Here is a 17,563-nt window from a genome sequence, read left to right on the forward strand (position 1 = left end):
ACTCTCTATGACGAACTCCCCCGACACCGCAGGCAGCGCCGCTGCAAACATGAGCGCGCGAGACATGATGTCTGCGCTGTGGCAATTCGTGCGCCCCTACAGAGCGGTGCTGGCCGGCTCGGCTGTGGCGCTGGTTTTTACCGCAGGGATCACCCTGTCAATTGGGCAGGGCGTGCGCCTGCTGGTGGATCAGGGGCTGACGGGAGATTCCAGTGAAGCACTGGCTCATGCAGTGCTGGTCATCATGGTGTTGGCGGTACTTATGGCGGTGGGCACCTATGCGCGGCATTATCTGGTGTCCTGGCTTGGGGAACGGGTAGTGGCGGATCTGCGCAAGGCGGTGTTCGACCATATCGTTACCCTGCACCCGAGCTACTTCGAGACCAACCGCAGTGGCGAAATCATGTCGCGCCTCACCACCGACACCACGCTGTTGCAACACATCATCGGCACTTCCTTTTCCATGGCGTTGCGCAGCGCGCTGATGTTCGTGGGCTCCCTGATCCTGTTGCTGTTCACCAACCTGAAACTGAGCCTGATGGTGCTGGTGGGGGTGCCGCTGGTGCTGCTGCCGATCGTGCTGTACGGACGCCGGGTAAGGAAGCTGTCCAAGGCCAGCCAGGACTCCATCGCCGATGTGGGCAGCTATGCGGGTGAGGTTATCCAGCATATAAAAACCGTGCAGAGCTACACCCGCGAGCGCGACGAGCAGCGCGCGTTCGCCCGCGAAGTGGAAACCGCGTTCGATGTCGCCAAGCGGCGTGTGCGCCAGCGCTCTTTGCTGATTGCCGTGGTGATCCTGCTGATGTTTGGCGCCGTGAGTGCGCTGTTATGGGTCGGCGGCAATGACATGATCGCCGGGCGCATGAGCAGCGGCGACCTCGCCGCCTTTGTGTTTTACGCGATGATGATGGGCTCTGCGGTTGCCACCATTTCCGAAGTATACGGGGAGCTGCAGCGGGCCACCGGTGCCACTGAGCGATTAATGGATCTGCTTGGCGTTGAAGCGGAGATTCCACCGAGCGTGTCACCCGCGGAACCTGAGTTATCCACAGGCGCCAAAAAGGCAGAGGTCATTTTTGAGGCTGTGGATTTTAGTTATCCCTCGCGCCCCGATCAGCCTGCGATACGCGGGCTGACCCTGAAGGTCGCAGCGGGCAAAAGCCTCGCCCTGGTGGGCCCTTCCGGCGCCGGCAAGTCCACCCTGCTGGAACTGCTGCAGCGCTTTTACGACCCCCTGGGCGGGCATATCACACTGGATGGTGTGGATATCCGCGAGATGGATACCGGCACCCTGCGCCGGCAGATTGCCGTGGTGCCACAGCAGCCGGCCCTGTTTACCGCGGATGTCTGGTACAACATCCGTTACGGCAAGCCCGATGCGAGTGATGAGGAAGTGATAGCCGCGGCCAAGGCCGCCCATGCACACGAATTCATCACGCAACTCCCGGATGGCTACAACAGCCATTTGGGCGAACAGGGCACGCGCCTGTCCGGAGGCCAGAAGCAGCGCCTGGCCATCGCCCGCGCGATACTGAAAGACCCGAAAATCCTGCTGCTGGACGAAGCCACCAGCGCCCTCGATGCCGAGAGCGAATATCACGTGCAGCGGGCACTGGAAGCGCTGATGCAGGGACGCACCACCATGATCATCGCCCACCGGCTGGCGACCATCCTGCATGCAGACAGCATTGCGGTCATGGATCAGGGGCAGGTTGTGGCGCAGGGCAAGCACGCGGAACTCGTTGAAATTTCGCCGTTATACAAGCGCCTGGCGGAGCTGCAATTCAAGGAATCCCGCGTTTAATTTTCGTTAGGCACTTATACATGATCCGTGTGGCAAGATTCGATACCGTTTGATAACAACGAAAAATGATTCGAATGCCGCCATATCAATAGAAGCAAGTTAGCAGGGATAGGCTTATGCCAGAGGGAAGTTCAGTCGTTGTTTTACGAAAAGGGAGTGCACTCGATTCGCTTCTGGCAGGGCTCGGGAAGCTTGGAGTTTCTGGCATCGATCAGGATTTTGACGAGTCAGATCGTTTCCTGGTCGTGTCTTTCGGGCATGAGGGGGATTACAGTGAGGCTCGTCTAACCGCATTGCTAAGGAAACTGGCAAAGGAAGCGTGCGGTGAACAATTCCGGGCGCTTCACCAAGATGAGTACGGCCAAGAAATTTTCTGGGTCTGCAATCAGGGAAAAATTCGCAAGTATCAGCATGGAGAGGATGACGAGGGTGCCGGTATCGTCAAGGCTTATCGTCATTTTCATGCCGATCTGGGTAACCTCTGGTTTGGGTTTCACTCTGAGGATGATATTGAGGTGATGTCCGAACGATTTGGACACTTTGATAGTCAGGGTAAGAAAGCAAAGCAGGCATTTCGTGCTGCTGACTACAGTGCAATGATCAATACAGGTGAAAAATTTCTTGAGCAAATGGTTCGGGCGCCCTATGCCTCCAGTAAGTGGGACTTCCATATACCAGTATATGAGTCGTTTGCTAAATATTATGCCGCAAAGAGCGCTGTTCCCCCGGATGAAGGAACTTTCAGGTTTCAGCGCACATTTTATTTTCCCGATTTCCTGGGCTATGCGTGGAGTTGGTCATTTCAGGGCAAGGAAGTGGTTCTGTTATTGACCTTTCCCGGTAGCCTGGGCATGGATCGTAACCTCATTGTGAACAAATCAGGCTTGTCTCTCGATCAGCTCATTATTCTTGATTGGCACGGTGAGATATCCCTGCTTTCAAGGTACGAGCTTGGCGAGCGAAGCGAGGTGAGTGTCTTATTTGAACAGCTTGTCGAATGCCATGATCCTTTTACCAATGAAAAATTATACCCACCTTCCACGGACTACCTGTGGCAAAGTTTGCCATCCGGCTACCAGTTGCTGGTAAATGAATATGGATTTGATGGCATGACAATCAATGTCAACCTTCATCTTGGTAAGAGTGAAAAAGGCAGGTATTTTTGCGCTGATTATGGCGGTGACATTCCCTCGGTTACAGTAAATGACAGGAAATTTTGTCAGTGGCTGGATGAGATCCCTGAAGAAAAATGGTCGGTACTGGCCTTCGCGCCCAAAGGCCATGAGGGGACAAATGTGATCTATTGTCGCGCTCAGGTAGTCTTCGACGAAAAGATGAACATCAAGAGCGTGTTGTGGGCCAAGGTCAGTCGGATCTATCGTGATGATGAAGGTAAAAGCCTGGAGGATCACTGGATCTTTGCGGGAAGCACTTGATCAAGTGCCGGCTATAAAATTTTCGGTATCAGTATATTGATACTGGTGGGGGGAAGAGGCGATTCATTGCGCCTCCGTCCGCCACACTTTCGCAGGCAGCGTCTCAATATTTAAAAAGGTTTACCCCGAGAATCCCTCCTGCAGCTGGTTGGCGATCACACCCGTGGATTCTTCCGAAACAATCGCGTAAATACCGGTTTCATGATCGCGAACTACGTTCATATATCTCTCATCGGTCATAAAGACACTCAGGCGTCTGCCGATCACGATGCGGCCCAGTAGATGCTCAAGCTTTTTACTGGATAAATCTCTGCTGATGTTGCCAAGGTTGATGCGATTCCATTTGGGATCCAGTAGTGTCGAGATATCCGTGAGCGTAAACTGGCTTATATCCTTCCGCACAAGATAGCCAAGCAGGGTGTAAAGGAGATCAATGTTGGGGAATAATAAAAAATCGGTTTCGCTATGCCAGTTTTTTATATCTTCAGGCGTTATTTTTTCTCCCAGAGTGAAGTTTCCTGCAGGAATTTTTTTTGACTTCAAGTTGGGGTCATTAGCGATCGCCGCTTTCCATATAGCCTTAAATTTCTCTTTATAGGGCTTTTTCAGGGACTTGCACTGCACGACAAGATTGTTGAAGTTTTCTCCCGTTACCGCAATTCCGGAAAAGTCAGCGCCGTGATCCAGTAGCATTTGCACCATCTCTCCGGCACGCTTCCGGGTCGAGAAGTCGCCAATGCCAAAGTCACGACTGAGGGCATGGACAATGGGCGTTGCACCGTTAATGTCCCTGGCGTTTACATCGGCTCCTTGCCTGATAAGCCATTCAGCCTGTTCGAGATTGGAAAAAGCTGCAGCCCGGATCAGCGCACTTGAGCCGCTCAATGTGCTTCTTTGATCCACATCGACGCCCAAGCTGTGTAGCTTTTCCGTTATCGATAATGCCAGGGTCACTTTCTTGGCCATACTTGAACGCTCAATGGCGTCGTACATTACTGGCGTGCCAGCAGTCCTGAGGTATGGATCGCGCTCGCTGAGCCAGTCCGCAGTAGCCCAAGCGCCATAAAAGCAAGCCCAGCCCGTCACTGCCCTGTCGTTAGTGAGGCCCATATCCAGCTCGACTTGACCAAGGATCCTGAAAATGGACTGAAGTTGCCTATACCGATTGGCCAGTGAACTGGTTGGGCTGAGGGACATTTCGAGCAAAATACCAGAAGCCAGCCAGACCGGTGCTCCTTGCATAAAAGCATCTTTACTCAGTCGCTTGTTAAGGTTGCCGCCTTTTTCGATAAATACCTGAAAGCTCTCCGCGTATTTCTTCGCTGCCGACTTTCGCATACCGGCATTGCCCGGGCTGTTGATCATCTCCTCGGCGCGGTAAAAGGCCTTGAGAAGTTCCAAGACCATAAGCGCATGGTCGGGCTTGGCAATGTTGCCAATACAGCTGATGGTAGTTTCTTCCATGATTCCCAATCCGGATTTTCGTTCAGTGACAGGATTAATCAGGCTTAGTCAGAAACGACTTCCCAGCTGCCTTCATTGAAAACGAGAGCGGCCTCGGAAGCGAACAGATCTGGGCAGTTGTTGTGCCACCATTCCCATGCTTCCGGAGATTTTTCCTTAAGTAACTCGAATGCGTCCAGAGCCAATACGATGGGAGAGTTGTAATGTATTGATTTACCAGAAGAGGCATCAACTTCGGGGGGGATCTCGTCAATCTCCAGGTCGCCATTAAGCGCACCTGCGGTGAGCGGGAGCTTCATTCCAATCCACTGCTCCCTTACCCAATCAGGAGCAAAGCCCGACGGGGTTGAAGTGATTAGCAGTGAGCACCCGGAGTCCTGGCTGACCATGCCAAGAACCTCCTCGCTGAGGTATTCGAACACATCCTTGTCATGCCCTTGCTGGTCATAAACCTCGTTGCCATTGATAAAGAGCTTGCCATCTTGATGGACGATGCTGGAGAACTCCGACTCATCGTACTCTTCATCATGTTCGTAGTTTGCGCTTATTGCCTCTACAAAAGGGCCGAATAAAACGAACATCTGGAAGAGAAAGTCCAGGCCATCACTTCCGCATACAAAAGTCGCGGAAACAGATGCGCTTTCAGCATCTAATATTTCAAGACCCTCCAGGTACTCCAGGTACTCCGGGTACATCTCGTGAAGTGCACCGAAATCCTTGAGCGCGGAAGATGGCAGAAACTTTAGTGCATCCCGGCATCCGTCAAGATCGAAATTTGAAAGGCATTCCATTGCTTGCTTGAATTCACGGGCGTGGTCTTGGCTCGTCAGTGAGAGGTTTACGTAGGATTCCATACTTCCCTTACTCAGCTACTAGATTAAATGCAAAGGCAGAGTGGCAGTCATTGCCTGTTTTTTTGAGTATCGCTTATGGCATCAATGACACCGCTAATCAGTCGAGGGTCCTGGTGTGTAATCATTCCCAGGGAACATGAGCGCCGAAACTGGTTTTGTCCCAAAAGCCTTGTCGCTGGTGCGGCGATAGCACCGGAATACAAGTAATACCGAAACGGCGCGGCTCTGGCCCATCAAGGCGCATTTTATAACATGCAAAATGTCACTTTTGCAGAACTAATTACCCTAAATGATCTATGGTTTGGGATATTTTCTCGATGGTATGGCGGGCAAGATGTGGGCGTTGTGGGTGGGCGTAAAGAAATATCACCTGCGAGGCGGCGTACAGCCGGCGCGCCCTGTCAGGTTCAGAAACAAAAAAGCCGGCAGTGGAGGCTCTGCCGGCTTTTTTGTGGATGCGTTTTCCGCAGGGAGGATCAGGCCGCTTTGGCTTCCGCGCGTGCGCGGTCTGCCAGGTACTCGTCGTAGGTGCCCTGGAAGTCGATCAGTTTATTGTCCTTGATCTCCAGTACCCGGGTGGCCAGGGACGATACGAACTGACGGTCGTGGCTGACGAAGATCAGGGTGCCCTCGTAGTGGGACAGGGCCTTGTTCAGTGCTTCGATGGATTCCATATCCAGGTGGTTGGTGGGCTCGTCCATGACCAGCACGTTGGTGTCCATCATCATCAGCTTGCCGAACAGCAGGCGGTTTTTCTCACCACCGGAACACACCCGCGCCTTCTTGTTGGCGTCGTCAGCGGTAAACAGCAGGCGGCCGAGCATGCCGCGCACGGTCAGGTCGTCGTGCTTGGGCGTGCGCCACTGGGACATCCACTCGAAGATGGTCAGGTCGTTGTCGAAGTCGGCACTGCTGTCCTGCGGGCAGTAGCCGATGGCCGCATTTTCCGACCACTTCACCACGCCGCTGTTGGCTTGCAGCTCGTCCACCAGGCAGCGCAGGAAGGTTGTCTTGCCGACACCGTTCTCGCCAATGACCGCCAGGCGCGCGCCTGCTTCCAGAATCATCTCTCCACCGGCAAACAGCGATTCGCCTTCGAAGCCGTGGGACAGGTCTTCGAGGGTCAGCGCCTGGCGGTGCAGCTTCTTGCACTGCTGGAACGTGATGTAGGGTTTTACCCGGCTGGAAGGCTTGATCTCCTCCAGCTTGATCTTCTCCATCTTCTTGGCTCGCGAGCTGGCCTGCTTGGCCTTGGACGCGTTGGCGGAGAAGCGGTTTACGAACGACTGCAGTTCTTCCAGCTCGGCCGATTTCTTCGCATTTTCAGCGTGCAGCTGTTCCTGAATCAGGGTGGAGGCCGCAACAAAGTCCTCGTAGTTGCCCGGGAAAATACGCAGCTCACCGTAGTCGATATCCGCCATATGTGTGCACACCTGGTTCAGGAAGTGGCGGTCGTGGGAAATGATGATCATGGTGCTGCGGCGCTGGTTCAGCACCTCCGCCAGCCAGTGGATGGTGTGGATATCCAGGTTGTTGGTCGGCTCGTCCAGCAGCAGGATGTCCGGATCCGCAAACAGCGCCTGCGCCAGCAGTACCCGCAGTTTCCAGCCCGGGGCTACCTGTTTCATCAGGCCGAAGTGCAGGGATTCCTCGATGCCCGCTTCCAGCAGGATCTCACCGGCACGGCTCTCGGCACTGTAGCCGTCCAGCTCGGCGAACTGGACTTCCAGGTCGGCCACGCGCATGCCGTCTTCCTCGCTCATCTCCGGCAGCGCATAGATGCGGTCGCGCTCCTGCTTGATCTCCCACAGGCGGGTATCGCCCATGATCACCGCGTCCACCACGGTGTATTCCTCGAACGCGAACTGATCCTGGCTCAGGATGCCCAACGTGCAGCCGGGGGCAATGGATACATTGCCGGCGGTCGGTGCCAGCGCACCGCTCAGGATCTTCATAAAGGTGGACTTGCCGCAGCCATTGGCCCCGATCAGGCCGTAGCGGTTGCCATTGCCGAACTTGGCAGAGATGTTTTCAAACAGCGGCTGGGCACCAAACTGCATGGTGATGTTGGCGGTGGTGATCAAGAGCGTGTTCCCGAGGGCTTGGAGGTGGGCGGTATTGATAAATGTCGCCGGCGCGCAGGCGGACGGCGGGCCGCGCACTATAAAGATTCGGAAAGCCAGTGTCGAGAAATATGTTTAAAAGTTGAGCAGTGCCCGAGCTCGAAGGCTCAACGAGCGCAATAGCCGTGCCCACTGAATATGTGGTCAGGAAGCGAGCATATCCAGGATACTATGTCGCAGCCAAGCCTGCGACGGGGTCTCCTGTGTACCCGGGCAAGATGGCGAAATACCGTGATCGACCCACGCTATGGGGCAAAATTGTCACAGCTTCTGTGACAGTCGCGGGTTCCGTGAAGGCAAGGTAAATATTACTTTGCGTGGAACCTGCGCTGCATTGACTTGCTTCTTGCTTAAAGAGGTTACTTGCCCTGCTTGATGTACATGGCGATCTTGTCCGCATGTCCCTCGATCAAACCGCGTGCTGAACCGGTTGCGGTTGGGTTCTTGGATACGACTTCCATCTGGCCGACGACACTGTCAGTTTGCAGGTCACGAATAATGACGGTGGTGGTAATGTTGTCGGCGCCGGCCATGACTCCAGCCAGGGCGCGGGCCGCACCGTGACGCATGTAATAGTTGGTGAACGTAATCTCAACGACCTTGTTCGGCTCAGTGCCATTGACTAGTCCGAGCGCCTGGAATTTTGTATTCAGCTGGTTCTTGAAAATGGACATGCCCTTGTCGGTGACGCTAGCCTGATCGATTATTTCGTACGAAAAGGAATCGCTGGCCTGGTAAGCGAACCCCTGCACCACATTCAGGTTGGTGCCGACACAGCCTGACATAATGATTGCCAGAGTAGAAAGCAGGGCGATTTTCAGAGACTTCATTTTTTTCCTTATTGTTTTTTGGATGTTTTTTAGGCGCAGTCAATTGGTGATGAATATTCGTCAGACTTGACGTGATCTGCGGGAGAATTGTGATACGCATCATGAGTTGACTGCGGAATGTTTTATAGCACGCAGGTGCAATCAAGGCCAGATGTACCGACATACTGATTCATCCCAATTTGGATGGCTGTTCGCGGGATTCCCCAGCTTGAGATACGGCTATGCAGTTGGTCGCTGGCGTTGTCCGAATCTGCTGGTGTGACAAGCCCAAAATTAAAGCAAGTCCTAAAAAGCACCGCTGCACGTGTGGCTCGGCAATCATGGCCACTTATGTTTTTTTCAGGAATTAATCTTGGAAAAGTTAAAAAGGATGTGACCGGCGACTACACTGAAACAGTAACCTGCTATTACATTTTCGCAGTTAAAAAAAGAGCCCGGAGCCCCTGCGCAATGCAATACACAGGGACTCCGGGCTCATTTGCGTATCCAGGCTGAAATCAGAACTCGAATTCAGTCTGCCAGCGCAGGGTCGCGTCTTCGGTGGTGTCGTTCAGGCCGAACATCACACCCAGCTCCCACTTCATTTTGCTGTCGCCGAAACGGGTATTGCCCAGCAGCGCAGGGCCAATGGCCTGGGTGTACTCGTCCACGTAATACTCAACCGCAGGCTCCAGGCTTGGGCCCATGCGATATTTCACCTGCATTGATCCCAGAGCTTCAAGCTCGTCTTCAGTCCTGTCATCGCCGAACTGCTTCTCCAGGAAGATGTTGGCAGTGGCGACGAGTTTGCCGAAGCGCTTTTGTATGATAGGGCCGGCCTTGAATTCCCACAGGTCGTACTCGAGTTCTTTCTCGATCTCTACCAGGGCGCCGAAGTCCGCCCAGTATTCGCCCGCTTCGCTCAGCTGGAACTTGTTCTCGATTTCGACTTCTTCAATTTCGAATTTTCCGTCTTCCTTTTCACCAATGAGGTAACCCTCGACAAACCAGTTCTGGGTTACACCATAACCTACCGCGAATTTCACTTCGTGTGCGTCGGACGACTCGAGTCCGTGGATACCGCGCATCTCCAGTTCCAGCTCACCCAGTTCAACCTGAGGGCCGTAGACTTTATCGATGCCGGCAAAGGAGGGGGCGGAGAACAGCGCCGCGGCAAGTGCAGCCGTGGGCAAGACATTACGAGTTTTCATCGGGGATGGATCCAATTAATTAATTATTTGTGAGCTCAGAATTCGGCACGCTGGCATTTTCTTCGGGCGACTGTTTCTGTTTTGCCAGTCGCATGCCCGAGCCGATCAAGATAAGGGTCGCTATGTAGAAACTGAGGTGAACAGCGGTGGGACGATCCTGGTAGCCGATCAGTACGTGCAGCACTTCGCCAACCATGGAGCGCTGGGACAGCAGGCTCGAAGTGTTCCACAGTGGTTTGCTGCCGGAGATCACGCCGGCCTGTACCAGGTAACCGGCTGCGCTTGCGGCCATACCGGCGGCCAGGAGCAGGATCATCCAGCCGGTAACGCGGAACAGTTGTGCGGGGGGAATACGCAGGAGGCCGAAATAAATCAGCGCGCCAAACGCGCAGCCACCGGCCAGCCCCAGCAGCCCACCGATAAGCAGCGAACTGCCGTCGCTCCCGCCGGCGGCGATGCCGTGCATGAACAGCACGACTTCCGAGCCCTCACGCAGAACCGCCAGGCCAACGGCGGTAGACAGGAAGTACATTGGCAACTCGCCGCTGGACACGCTGCTACCGACGCGTTTGAGGTGGGTAATCAGTGTCTTCGCATGGCGAGACATCCACATGTTGTGCCACGCGAGCATCGCCACCGCGCTGAACAGAATTGCGGCGTTAAACAGCTCCTGTCCGGCACCCTCGAAGGACATCGAGATCTGCTCTGCAATGCTGGCCACCAGTACCGCACCTGCCAGGCCGCCAGCGACGCCGGCAGTTATCCACAGGTGCCGCTTCAGTACACCCTGGGTCGCAGCCAGCACGATAGTGATCACCAGTGCGGCTTCTAGAACTTCGCGAAAAACGATAATCGCTGAACTGAACATGGAGTTATCTGCCGGAAAATTATTGGGCGACGATGGTCCCTTGGGCGGTGTCTTCGTGGAATTCGCCGAAGTAGCTGTATTCACCCGGTTCCATCGGATCCAGGAAGATCACCACCTTGCTGTTGCCGGACACAATTTTTTCCCGGTACAGGTCGTAGCTTTCGAACTCTTCCGGGGTCGGATCCTGGTTGACCACCAGCAGCTTTACCTTCTGTCCCGCGGGCACTACGAGTTTGGCGGGTTCGAATTTGTGATCCTTGATCACGATGGTGAATTCCTTCACTTCTGCCATGGCGTTAGAGGCGGCGGCCGAGAGTGCCAGGATTGAGGCTGTAACGAGTGTGCGTACCATTAGGTTCAACTCCAATCTAAATAAGAACGCTTCGCATTATATTGATCTCATTCCTTACAACAAGCTTACAAACGGTTAATTTCACAGCAATGGACAAATCGTACAAAAAGTGAACGGGCTTGAACGGCTGACGCGACGGGGGCAGGGGTTAACGGCCGCAGCTGAGGTGGCAGGCGTTGTGAAGGGGGACAGACGGAAGAAAAAGAAGTGGGGAGAGAGTGAAATGGGGAAAGAGAGTTCGGCTGGGTGTTTACCCGACCCTAGCCACAAAGACTGGCCGCTCGCCGGGGAGCGCCCGCGAGTGCGGGCGCTGGGGGCAGGGGTGCCGGGCGATCAGGCTTCCACTTGGACATACGGTGCAAGGAACGTCATGTAGTCGGCCTTGCCAATCGGGGCGCCCAGCTTACGCAGGATGGCGTAGGCCATGGAAATGTGGAAATACACATTCGGCATCAGGAAGTCGTTGATGTACTGGCGTGCCGGCAGGTCGGCGAAGCGGCCCGGGCCGAGACCGAGGTGTTTCACTTCATCCAGTTTGCTGTCATCTGCGGTTATGCCGGCGATCATTTCTTTGGTAGCGGCGATATGCGCTCGTGCCTGCGCCAGTGAGCCCACCTCAGCACCGAAGTTTTCAATCGGCTGATCCGCGCACCACTGGGCGAAACCGCGCGGCTGGTTGCAGACAAACGCAATCTGGGTACCAAACGGATGCATGTCTTCCGCCAGTCGCTCCTGCATCAGTGCGTCCGCATCGGCAACGTGCTGCTCGCCGATAGACAGAATGTGCTCGAGCACGTCCAGGCGCGAAGTGAAGATACGTTTGATCTCATTGATTTCTTGGTTGGCCATGATGGATTCTCATTGGGGAAATTGTATGCACGAAACATACGCTTAATGGCGGCGAGTTTGGCTGATTCAAGGGGGGGGAGTGTGTGGACGGTGCTGGTGGTTTGGGTAGCTGATGGTGTGGATGGCTGGTGCGGGCACCGGGCCGCCTTCGCAGACGACACGGTGTCGCGGCTACCTATGCTAAGGCACTACAGCTCACGATTCTTGATCGTGGGATCCAGGGTTACCTGGCTGACCACGTTGCCGTGATCGTCGAGCTTGTACGCGACCAGAGAATAGGTGTAGAGATTCTGGTTGTCGTCCTTGTCCGTAACCTTGAGGGTGCGGTGGTCGTCCTCGGTTTTCTGGTTATAAAATTCGGTGCCGTTGTCGCCGCTTGGCTGGAAGGAATCCGGTATGTTGGCATCGCCAACAACAAACTTATAACCTTCCAGAAAGCCGCTCTTCAATTTGAATACCAGCTCTACCGGCGCCGTGTTTTCCTTGACCCGGATATTGCCAGACGCATCAATCGAAACCGAATTGGTTTCCGTGTCTGCAGAAAATTTTGCATCGCATTCCCATGCGGGTGCATAGTCGATTTCAATTTCAAATTCAATTTGCTGTACAGCATCCATAACTTCACCCATCGTCATCTCCTTGCGTTGGTTTGTACTTCTTGTTTTACCGCTTTGCTGAATCCGATACATGCCTGTATTACATCGGGCAGGGCATCGGGATTTTCATCGAGTCCTTCCAGTTGCTTGTCCAGAATAGCCGCACCACAATTCATCAGGGTTCCGGAGGACAGTTTGATCTGCTGTAGCATCTCTCGCCCCTGCGAGAGCAATTCGCTGCGCGCGACCACCGATAGCTGCGGGTCGGAGGCCGTTAGCAACCGGGTGAGTACGCTTAACTGGACAAAACTGTCTTCATGGAAGTGGGATCCCTCACCTGCACGCCATTGTGCAAATGCATTGGCGCTCTCCAAGAGTTGCGTGCGGCTTTGGTTAGCCGAATATTTCAATGGCAACAGTAGCTCCGCACGCCAGCGCAATTTTTGCGCGTGCAGGTGATCCGGGAGCGCGCTGGCCAGGGCGCGAATCTCTGACAACATCGCGTCAGGTGCAGGGGATAGTTCCGGCTGGTTCGAGTAAATGGCGGCGATCAGATAAAACTCGTAAGCGCGGATCTTGAAATCCGTATTTGCGGGATCCAGCTGTAGCAGCTTGGCGGCGGTCTTGTGCCCCAGCTGGATAAAGTGATCCCGTTGCTCATGATTACCCAGCGCATGGTAGTGATTTACCAGCGCATTCTGCGCGGTAATCACGTAGTCGGTCAGGTTTGCCCGCTGTGGCTCTTCAGTGAGCCAGGCGTCGATCATTTCCAGCTGGCTAAGTCGGAATTCAATGGCCTTCGTTTGATCGCCCTTGCGGTTATAGGCTGTGGCAATCCAGGCTTCGTTATTGATTGCCGCCTCGCGTGACTCCTCGTCCTGGGGAAGGCGCGACAAAATATTTTGGGCCTGCACAAACAGCGCCAGGCTCTCATCCAGTGACGCCATCTCAATTTTCATTACCGCGAGCGTATTGAGCGCGTAAAAAACTTCCCGCTGCCAGTCCGGATTTTCCGGCTCGCTCGCGGCCAGCCTTTTTGCCAGGGCCAGATACTGTTCAAACCAGCGCAAGGCCTCCTGGAAACTGCCGCGCTGATAGTCGGGAAACCCGACCCAGAACACGCTCTGTGCATGGTCGAAAATGCGTTGTGGGTTATTCGGATCCTGTGCAAGCAGTTCTGCCGTTGCGTTGGCGGCATTGCCAAACAGCACCACAGCACCATCGGTATCGCCGGCGAGATTGCGGATTTCCCCAAGCAGGTGCATGGCTGCGGCCTTTCGCCCGAGGGCATCTTGTTCCAGATGCTGGTCACTGCGCGCGTCGTAAAAGTCGAGCACTTTTTTGCCGACCACATCGAGTACGTCCAGGCGACCAACAGGCTCCAGCTTGTCGCGCAGGTCGGTCAACATGAAGTTGATCAGGTCTTCAGCTGCGAGCCGGCGCTGCTCTGCCAGGTCCCGCGCGGCCATGGTGGTATAGGTGAGGCCGCTGAGCACCGTCACCGCGACCATCGCCGCCGCAGTGATGAGTTTCTGGATCCTCAGGCGCCGCTGGTGATCGCGCTGTACCAGCTCATCCAGTGCCAGGCCGGACATGGCCGTAATCAACTTGAGCAATGCCAATCGTTTGCCATCGCCCTGCGGCCGCAGGTCGGAGGCCAGCGGCTCCGCGGCCGTTTCGCTCAGGTTGCCGCTTTCATCCAGGCGAAAGCGTAGTGCCTGCGGCAAGCACTCCTGTTCCGGTGAGCCGCTGGCACTGGCAAACGGCTCGCCCGCAACAATCACGGCGAGAATTCGGGACTCGCCGTACTTTCGCTTGAAGTAGAGGATCTCTTCGTTCACCCACTTGGAACGGGCAGAAGCTGGCGAGCACACCACCAGCAGATAGTCACTTTGATCCAGCGTGCTGTGCAGCTCCTGCCCAAGGTCAGCGGCTACGGAAAGGTCGGTTCTATCCCTGAAAACTTTGCCAAATCTTGCCGGCAGTACGCCTGCTGACGTTTTTCTACCGATCAGGTTTTTCGGAAAGCGAAAGGATTCCAGCGCCCTTTGTAGCCAGATGGCGCAGCGTTCGACTTGATGGCTGTAACTAATGAAAGCCCGGTACCGCTGGGGAGAGTGGGTGTCGCTCATGGGATGAGCCCGGTTCCGGCTAGGAATAAAGGTAGCGGCCAGCTTATTCGATAAATTTTTTCTTTGCCAGCGGGCAATAGTGGGGATAGGTCAGAATGTCAGTTGGGCACTATTTCCAACGGGGGCAACAGGGGGGCTCCTCGGCGGGCAAATCGTGTCGCCGTGTGGATATAGTGCCGCATCGGCAATCACTGCGGTGCGGGAGGTGCCCAATCGGGTTACCTGCCCGCAGCGGCTGCAGGTATCGTAGCTAGAGCGCGTAGCGCGCAATATAGTGGGCGATGTCCATAAGCCGAGACTTGCCACTGAATTCGAAGCGCACCTTGCCCAGTGAGGAAAAATAGAGCTCCAGTTCGCTGTCGATGTCGAAGGTGCCTGAGGTTTCCACCGAGTAGGCCACAATGTTCTTGTAGGGCAGGGACGTGAAATCTTTTTTGCTGCCGGTGATGCCCTGAACATTAACCGCGATAATGCGCTTGCTGGTAAATACCACCCCGTCGCGCATGGATTTGAACGAATCCAGCACTTCCTCGCCGTCGAGCAGCAATGGGGCTACTTTTTCGGCAAAGTCTGAATTCTGCTTAAGTTTGAACAGGCTCTTATTGTTAAAGTCGATCATTGGCTTACTGTCTGCTTGTGGCGATTAAAATTTTTGGGGAAAGTTCGGTGCGTATGTTTATACCGTCACTAAACTTTTGCCTACCTTATATTACTCGTCGCTGAATTTGCATAATAATTCCACCACAACCTGATGTGTTTCCCAGATATTTCTACGAGCGACTATGGCTATGTCCGCAATACCCCAAGCACGGCTAGAGCACATTTACCAGACTGAATCGCGTCGGGTACTGGCAACCCTGATTCGCCTGCTGGGGGATTTTGACCTGGCGGAAGAGGCGCTGCACGAGGCCTTTGCTGCGGCACTGGCACAGTGGCCCGCAGACGGCATACCGGATAACCCCCGGGCCTGGCTGGTATCCGCCGGTCGTTTCAAGGCCATTGACCAGCTGCGCCGCAGGGCGCGCTTTGATGTGTCGTACGAAGATATCGCTGAGCGCCTCGAAGCAGAACTGACGATTGAACCGGAAGAAGAACCGGCTATCGAGGATGACCGGTTGCGGCTGATCTTTACCTGCTGCCACCCGAGCCTGGCGCCGGAAGCGCGGCTGGCGCTCACCTTGCGCGAAGTGTGCGGCCTGACCACCGAAGAAATAGCCCGTGCGTTCCTCACCTCCGCGCCCACCCTGGCGCAACGTATCGTGCGCGCCAAGGCAAAAATCCGAGATGCAAACATTCCCTATGAAGTCCCGGACGCAAGCCAGCTGCCAGAACGCCTTGAGAGTGTACTGCATGCCATTTACCTGATCTTCAATGAGGGATATTCCGCCTCCGCCGGTGACGCGCTGATCCGCCACGACTTGTCAGCCGAGGCTATTCGTCTCGCGCGCCTGTTGTGCGAGCTGCTGCCCGAGCCTGAAGCCGAGGGCCTGCTGGCGCTGTTGCTTCTACAGCACTCGCGCCGTGCGGCCCGTGTCTGTGCCGCCGGCGATCTCATCCTGCTGGAACAGCAGGATCGGACACTGTGGGATCAGCAGCAGATCCGCGAGGGTATAAACCTGGTTCTGCGTGCGCTGGCGAGCCGCCGCTTTGGTGCCTACACCCTGCAGGCTGCCATTGCCGCAGTACATGCGGAAGCCGCTTCCTTCGAGGCCACGGACTGGCCACAGATTGTCGGCTTGTATGAAGCTTTGCTGGAAATGACCCCGTCACCAGTAATCGAACTCAACCGCGCAGTAGCGGTGGCGATGCGCGATGGTCCCGAGGAGGGACTGCGGTTGATCGAGACCCTGCTTGCGCGGGGTGCGCTTGCGGATTACCACCTGTGCCATGCCGCCCGCGCTGATCTGTATCGGCGCCTTGGGCAAAAGGATGAAGCTCGCGCCGCCTATAAGGCTGCCCTGACCCTGACACAGCAGGGGCCGGAACAGCGTTTTCTCGCGCGCCGCCTTGCCGAGCTGGACGCTGGCTGACTCGAATAGAAAAAAATTTTATTCACCTGTCGAATTTCACCAATCCCGTTCGACTAACCAGTGAACGGCTCAAAATCAACGGAGCTATCCGCATTGCATCACAGTGTCGCCTTGCACCGGCGGGCACTATAGCGATAAACCATTTCGGGCGAACTTCGCCGTTACGGAAACACAAGGAGCACTGCATGAAGTATCTGGCGTTGGTCTATTACGATGAAACCCTGATGGAGCGCAAATCCCAGCAGGAATGGGATGCGCTCAATCAGGAATGCATCGCGTGTGTCGAGCACCTGAGTGCCGGCGGTCACTTTATCAGCGGAAGCCCGCTATTGCCCACAAGCTCTGCCACCACGGTGCGGGTGCGCGACAATCGTGTCACGGTTACCGATGGCCCCTTTGCCGAGACCAAGGAACAGCTGGCTGGCTTTTATATGCTGGAAGCGAAAGACCTCAACGAGGCTATCGCGCTTGCCAGCAAAATACCCCCCGCCCGCTACGGCTCGGTGGAGGTGCGCCCGGCACGGGAGTTATTGGCAAGCGGTAACGAGGCCGGCGGTAACGCTATTGAATTGGCAGGAGAGGCACAATGAGTGGCACGGTACGTTTGCATCGCGTGTTGCGCGCACCGACCGAGCGCGTGTATCGCGCGTTCCTGAATCCGCACGCAATGGCCAAGTGGTGTCCGCCAGATGGTTTTTATGCCACGTACGAACACCTGGATGCGCGGGTGGGCGGCACCTTCAAGGCATCCTTTACCAACTTCAGTAATGGCCAAAGCCACGCCTTCGGCGGCGAATTCCAGGAGCTGGTGGAGAACCGGCGGATCCGCTACACCGATGCTTTCGATGACCCGAATGTACCGGGAACCATGAGCGTTACCGTCGAGCTCAAGGCGGTGTCCTGCGGAACGGAGCTCACCATCATTCAGGAAGGTATCCCCGAAATGATCCCGCTGGAAATGTGCTATCTGGGCTGGCAGGAATCCATGGCTGCACTGGCCCGGCTGGTCGAGCCGGAGATCAGCGAGTAGCG

Annotated in this window: 16 protein-coding genes; 5 read left to right on the plus strand and 11 right to left on the minus strand. The window is 55.3% G+C overall.

Annotated features, from left to right (window positions below):
• Nucleotides 1–7 precede the first annotated feature (7 nt).
• Nucleotides 8–1,807 (plus strand): ABC transporter transmembrane domain-containing protein, encoded by a 1,800-nt coding sequence (locus ACNKU7_RS01820; protein WP_418295246.1) that lies wholly within the window; start codon nt 8–10, stop codon nt 1,805–1,807.
• 116 nt (nt 1,808–1,923) lie between these two features.
• Nucleotides 1,924–3,243 (plus strand): hypothetical protein, encoded by a 1,320-nt coding sequence (locus tag ACNKU7_RS01825; protein ID WP_418295247.1) that lies wholly within the window; start codon nt 1,924–1,926, stop codon nt 3,241–3,243.
• A 120-nt stretch (nt 3,244–3,363) separates the two neighbouring features.
• Here the strand turns inward: ACNKU7_RS01825 and ACNKU7_RS01830 are convergent, their stop codons facing one another.
• The 11 genes from ACNKU7_RS01830 to ACNKU7_RS01880 all read right to left on the minus strand — a co-directional run bounded on the left by ACNKU7_RS01830 (nt 3,364) and on the right by ACNKU7_RS01880 (nt 15,120).
• Nucleotides 3,364–4,707, minus strand: coding sequence for an ankyrin repeat domain-containing protein (locus ACNKU7_RS01830; RefSeq protein ID WP_418295248.1), 1,344 nt, complete (start codon nt 4,705–4,707; stop codon nt 3,364–3,366).
• A 44-nt stretch (nt 4,708–4,751) separates the two neighbouring features.
• Nucleotides 4,752–5,561 carry a hypothetical protein gene (locus ACNKU7_RS01835; RefSeq protein ID WP_418295249.1) on the minus strand — a complete coding sequence of 270 codons (810 nt, stop codon included), beginning with the start codon at nt 5,559–5,561 and terminating at the stop codon, nt 4,752–4,754.
• 476 nt (nt 5,562–6,037) lie between these two features.
• On the minus strand, nt 6,038–7,645 hold the full coding sequence (locus ACNKU7_RS01840) for an ABC-F family ATPase (protein ID WP_418295250.1): 1,608 nt from the start codon (nt 7,643–7,645) through the stop codon (nt 6,038–6,040).
• Nucleotides 7,646–8,043: 398 nt separating this feature from the next.
• Nucleotides 8,044–8,514 (minus strand): DUF4410 domain-containing protein, encoded by a 471-nt coding sequence (locus ACNKU7_RS01845; RefSeq protein ID WP_418295251.1) that lies wholly within the window; start codon nt 8,512–8,514, stop codon nt 8,044–8,046.
• A 497-nt stretch (nt 8,515–9,011) separates the two neighbouring features.
• A complete protein-coding gene (locus ACNKU7_RS01850; RefSeq protein WP_418295252.1) occupies nt 9,012–9,704 on the minus strand; it encodes a hypothetical protein in 693 nt (230 codons plus the stop codon).
• Between the two features lie 19 nt (nt 9,705–9,723).
• A complete protein-coding gene (locus ACNKU7_RS01855) occupies nt 9,724–10,572 on the minus strand; it encodes an FTR1 family iron permease (RefSeq protein ID WP_418295253.1) in 849 nt (282 codons plus the stop codon).
• Between the two features lie 19 nt (nt 10,573–10,591).
• Entirely contained in the window at nt 10,592–10,924 is a 333-nt protein-coding gene (locus ACNKU7_RS01860; protein WP_418295254.1) for a cupredoxin domain-containing protein, read from the minus strand.
• 333 nt (nt 10,925–11,257) lie between these two features.
• Nucleotides 11,258–11,773 carry a DUF1993 domain-containing protein gene (locus tag ACNKU7_RS01865; protein ID WP_418295255.1) on the minus strand — a complete coding sequence of 172 codons (516 nt, stop codon included), beginning with the start codon at nt 11,771–11,773 and terminating at the stop codon, nt 11,258–11,260.
• A gap of 188 nt (nt 11,774–11,961) precedes the next feature.
• A complete protein-coding gene (locus ACNKU7_RS01870) occupies nt 11,962–12,402 on the minus strand; it encodes a hypothetical protein (protein WP_418295256.1) in 441 nt (146 codons plus the stop codon).
• A 2-nt stretch (nt 12,403–12,404) separates the two neighbouring features.
• Nucleotides 12,405–14,501, minus strand: a complete 2,097-nt coding sequence (locus tag ACNKU7_RS01875) for a TIR domain-containing protein (protein ID WP_418295257.1) — start codon at nt 14,499–14,501, stop codon at nt 12,405–12,407.
• 250 nt (nt 14,502–14,751) lie between these two features.
• Nucleotides 14,752–15,120, minus strand: a complete 369-nt coding sequence (locus ACNKU7_RS01880) for a PH domain-containing protein (protein WP_418295258.1) — start codon at nt 15,118–15,120, stop codon at nt 14,752–14,754.
• A gap of 169 nt (nt 15,121–15,289) precedes the next feature.
• Here ACNKU7_RS01880 and ACNKU7_RS01885 point away from each other — a divergent pair, with 169 nt between their 5' ends.
• From ACNKU7_RS01885 to ACNKU7_RS01895, 3 genes are all read left to right on the plus strand, one after another.
• Nucleotides 15,290–16,531, plus strand: a complete 1,242-nt coding sequence (locus ACNKU7_RS01885) for an RNA polymerase sigma factor (protein ID WP_418295259.1) — start codon at nt 15,290–15,292, stop codon at nt 16,529–16,531.
• A gap of 185 nt (nt 16,532–16,716) precedes the next feature.
• Nucleotides 16,717–17,121: a YciI family protein gene (locus ACNKU7_RS01890; RefSeq protein ID WP_418295260.1), complete on the plus strand. Its 405-nt coding sequence runs from the start codon at nt 16,717–16,719 to the stop codon at nt 17,119–17,121.
• Nucleotides 17,118–17,561, plus strand: a complete 444-nt coding sequence (locus tag ACNKU7_RS01895; RefSeq protein WP_418295261.1) for an SRPBCC family protein — start codon at nt 17,118–17,120, stop codon at nt 17,559–17,561. Before ACNKU7_RS01890 ends, ACNKU7_RS01895 begins: the two co-directional genes overlap by 4 nt.
• Nucleotides 17,562–17,563 lie beyond the last annotated feature (2 nt).

Source organism: Microbulbifer weihaiensis (genome assembly GCF_048323715.1).
In the GTDB taxonomy this organism is placed as follows: domain Bacteria; phylum Pseudomonadota; class Gammaproteobacteria; order Pseudomonadales; family Cellvibrionaceae; genus Microbulbifer.

Bases quoted from the DNA above. Each gene is read 5' to 3' on its own strand.
- ACNKU7_RS01845 (WP_418295251.1), bottom strand. From the start codon at position 8,514: ATGAAGTCTCTGAAAATCGCCCTGCTTTCTACTCTGGCAATCATTATG.
- ACNKU7_RS01895 (WP_418295261.1), top strand. From the start codon at position 17,118: ATGAGTGGCACGGTACGTTTGCATCGCGTGTTGCGCGCACCGACCGAG.
- ACNKU7_RS01890 (WP_418295260.1), top strand. From the start codon at position 16,717: ATGAAGTATCTGGCGTTGGTCTATTACGATGAAACCCTGATGGAGCGC.
- ACNKU7_RS01860 (WP_418295254.1), bottom strand. From the start codon at position 10,924: ATGGTACGCACACTCGTTACAGCCTCAATCCTGGCACTCTCGGCCGCC.
- ACNKU7_RS01850 (WP_418295252.1), bottom strand. From the start codon at position 9,704: ATGAAAACTCGTAATGTCTTGCCCACGGCTGCACTTGCCGCGGCGCTG.
- ACNKU7_RS01825 (WP_418295247.1), top strand. From the start codon at position 1,924: ATGCCAGAGGGAAGTTCAGTCGTTGTTTTACGAAAAGGGAGTGCACTC.
- ACNKU7_RS01875 (WP_418295257.1), bottom strand. From the start codon at position 14,501: ATGAGCGACACCCACTCTCCCCAGCGGTACCGGGCTTTCATTAGTTAC.
- ACNKU7_RS01870 (WP_418295256.1), bottom strand. From the start codon at position 12,402: ATGGGTGAAGTTATGGATGCTGTACAGCAAATTGAATTTGAAATTGAA.
- ACNKU7_RS01835 (WP_418295249.1), bottom strand. From the start codon at position 5,561: ATGGAATCCTACGTAAACCTCTCACTGACGAGCCAAGACCACGCCCGT.
- ACNKU7_RS01830 (WP_418295248.1), bottom strand. From the start codon at position 4,707: ATGGAAGAAACTACCATCAGCTGTATTGGCAACATTGCCAAGCCCGAC.
- ACNKU7_RS01885 (WP_418295259.1), top strand. From the start codon at position 15,290: ATGTCCGCAATACCCCAAGCACGGCTAGAGCACATTTACCAGACTGAA.
- ACNKU7_RS01880 (WP_418295258.1), bottom strand. From the start codon at position 15,120: ATGATCGACTTTAACAATAAGAGCCTGTTCAAACTTAAGCAGAATTCA.
- ACNKU7_RS01865 (WP_418295255.1), bottom strand. From the start codon at position 11,773: ATGGCCAACCAAGAAATCAATGAGATCAAACGTATCTTCACTTCGCGC.
- ACNKU7_RS01855 (WP_418295253.1), bottom strand. From the start codon at position 10,572: ATGTTCAGTTCAGCGATTATCGTTTTTCGCGAAGTTCTAGAAGCCGCA.
- ACNKU7_RS01820 (WP_418295246.1), top strand. From the start codon at position 8: ATGACGAACTCCCCCGACACCGCAGGCAGCGCCGCTGCAAACATGAGC.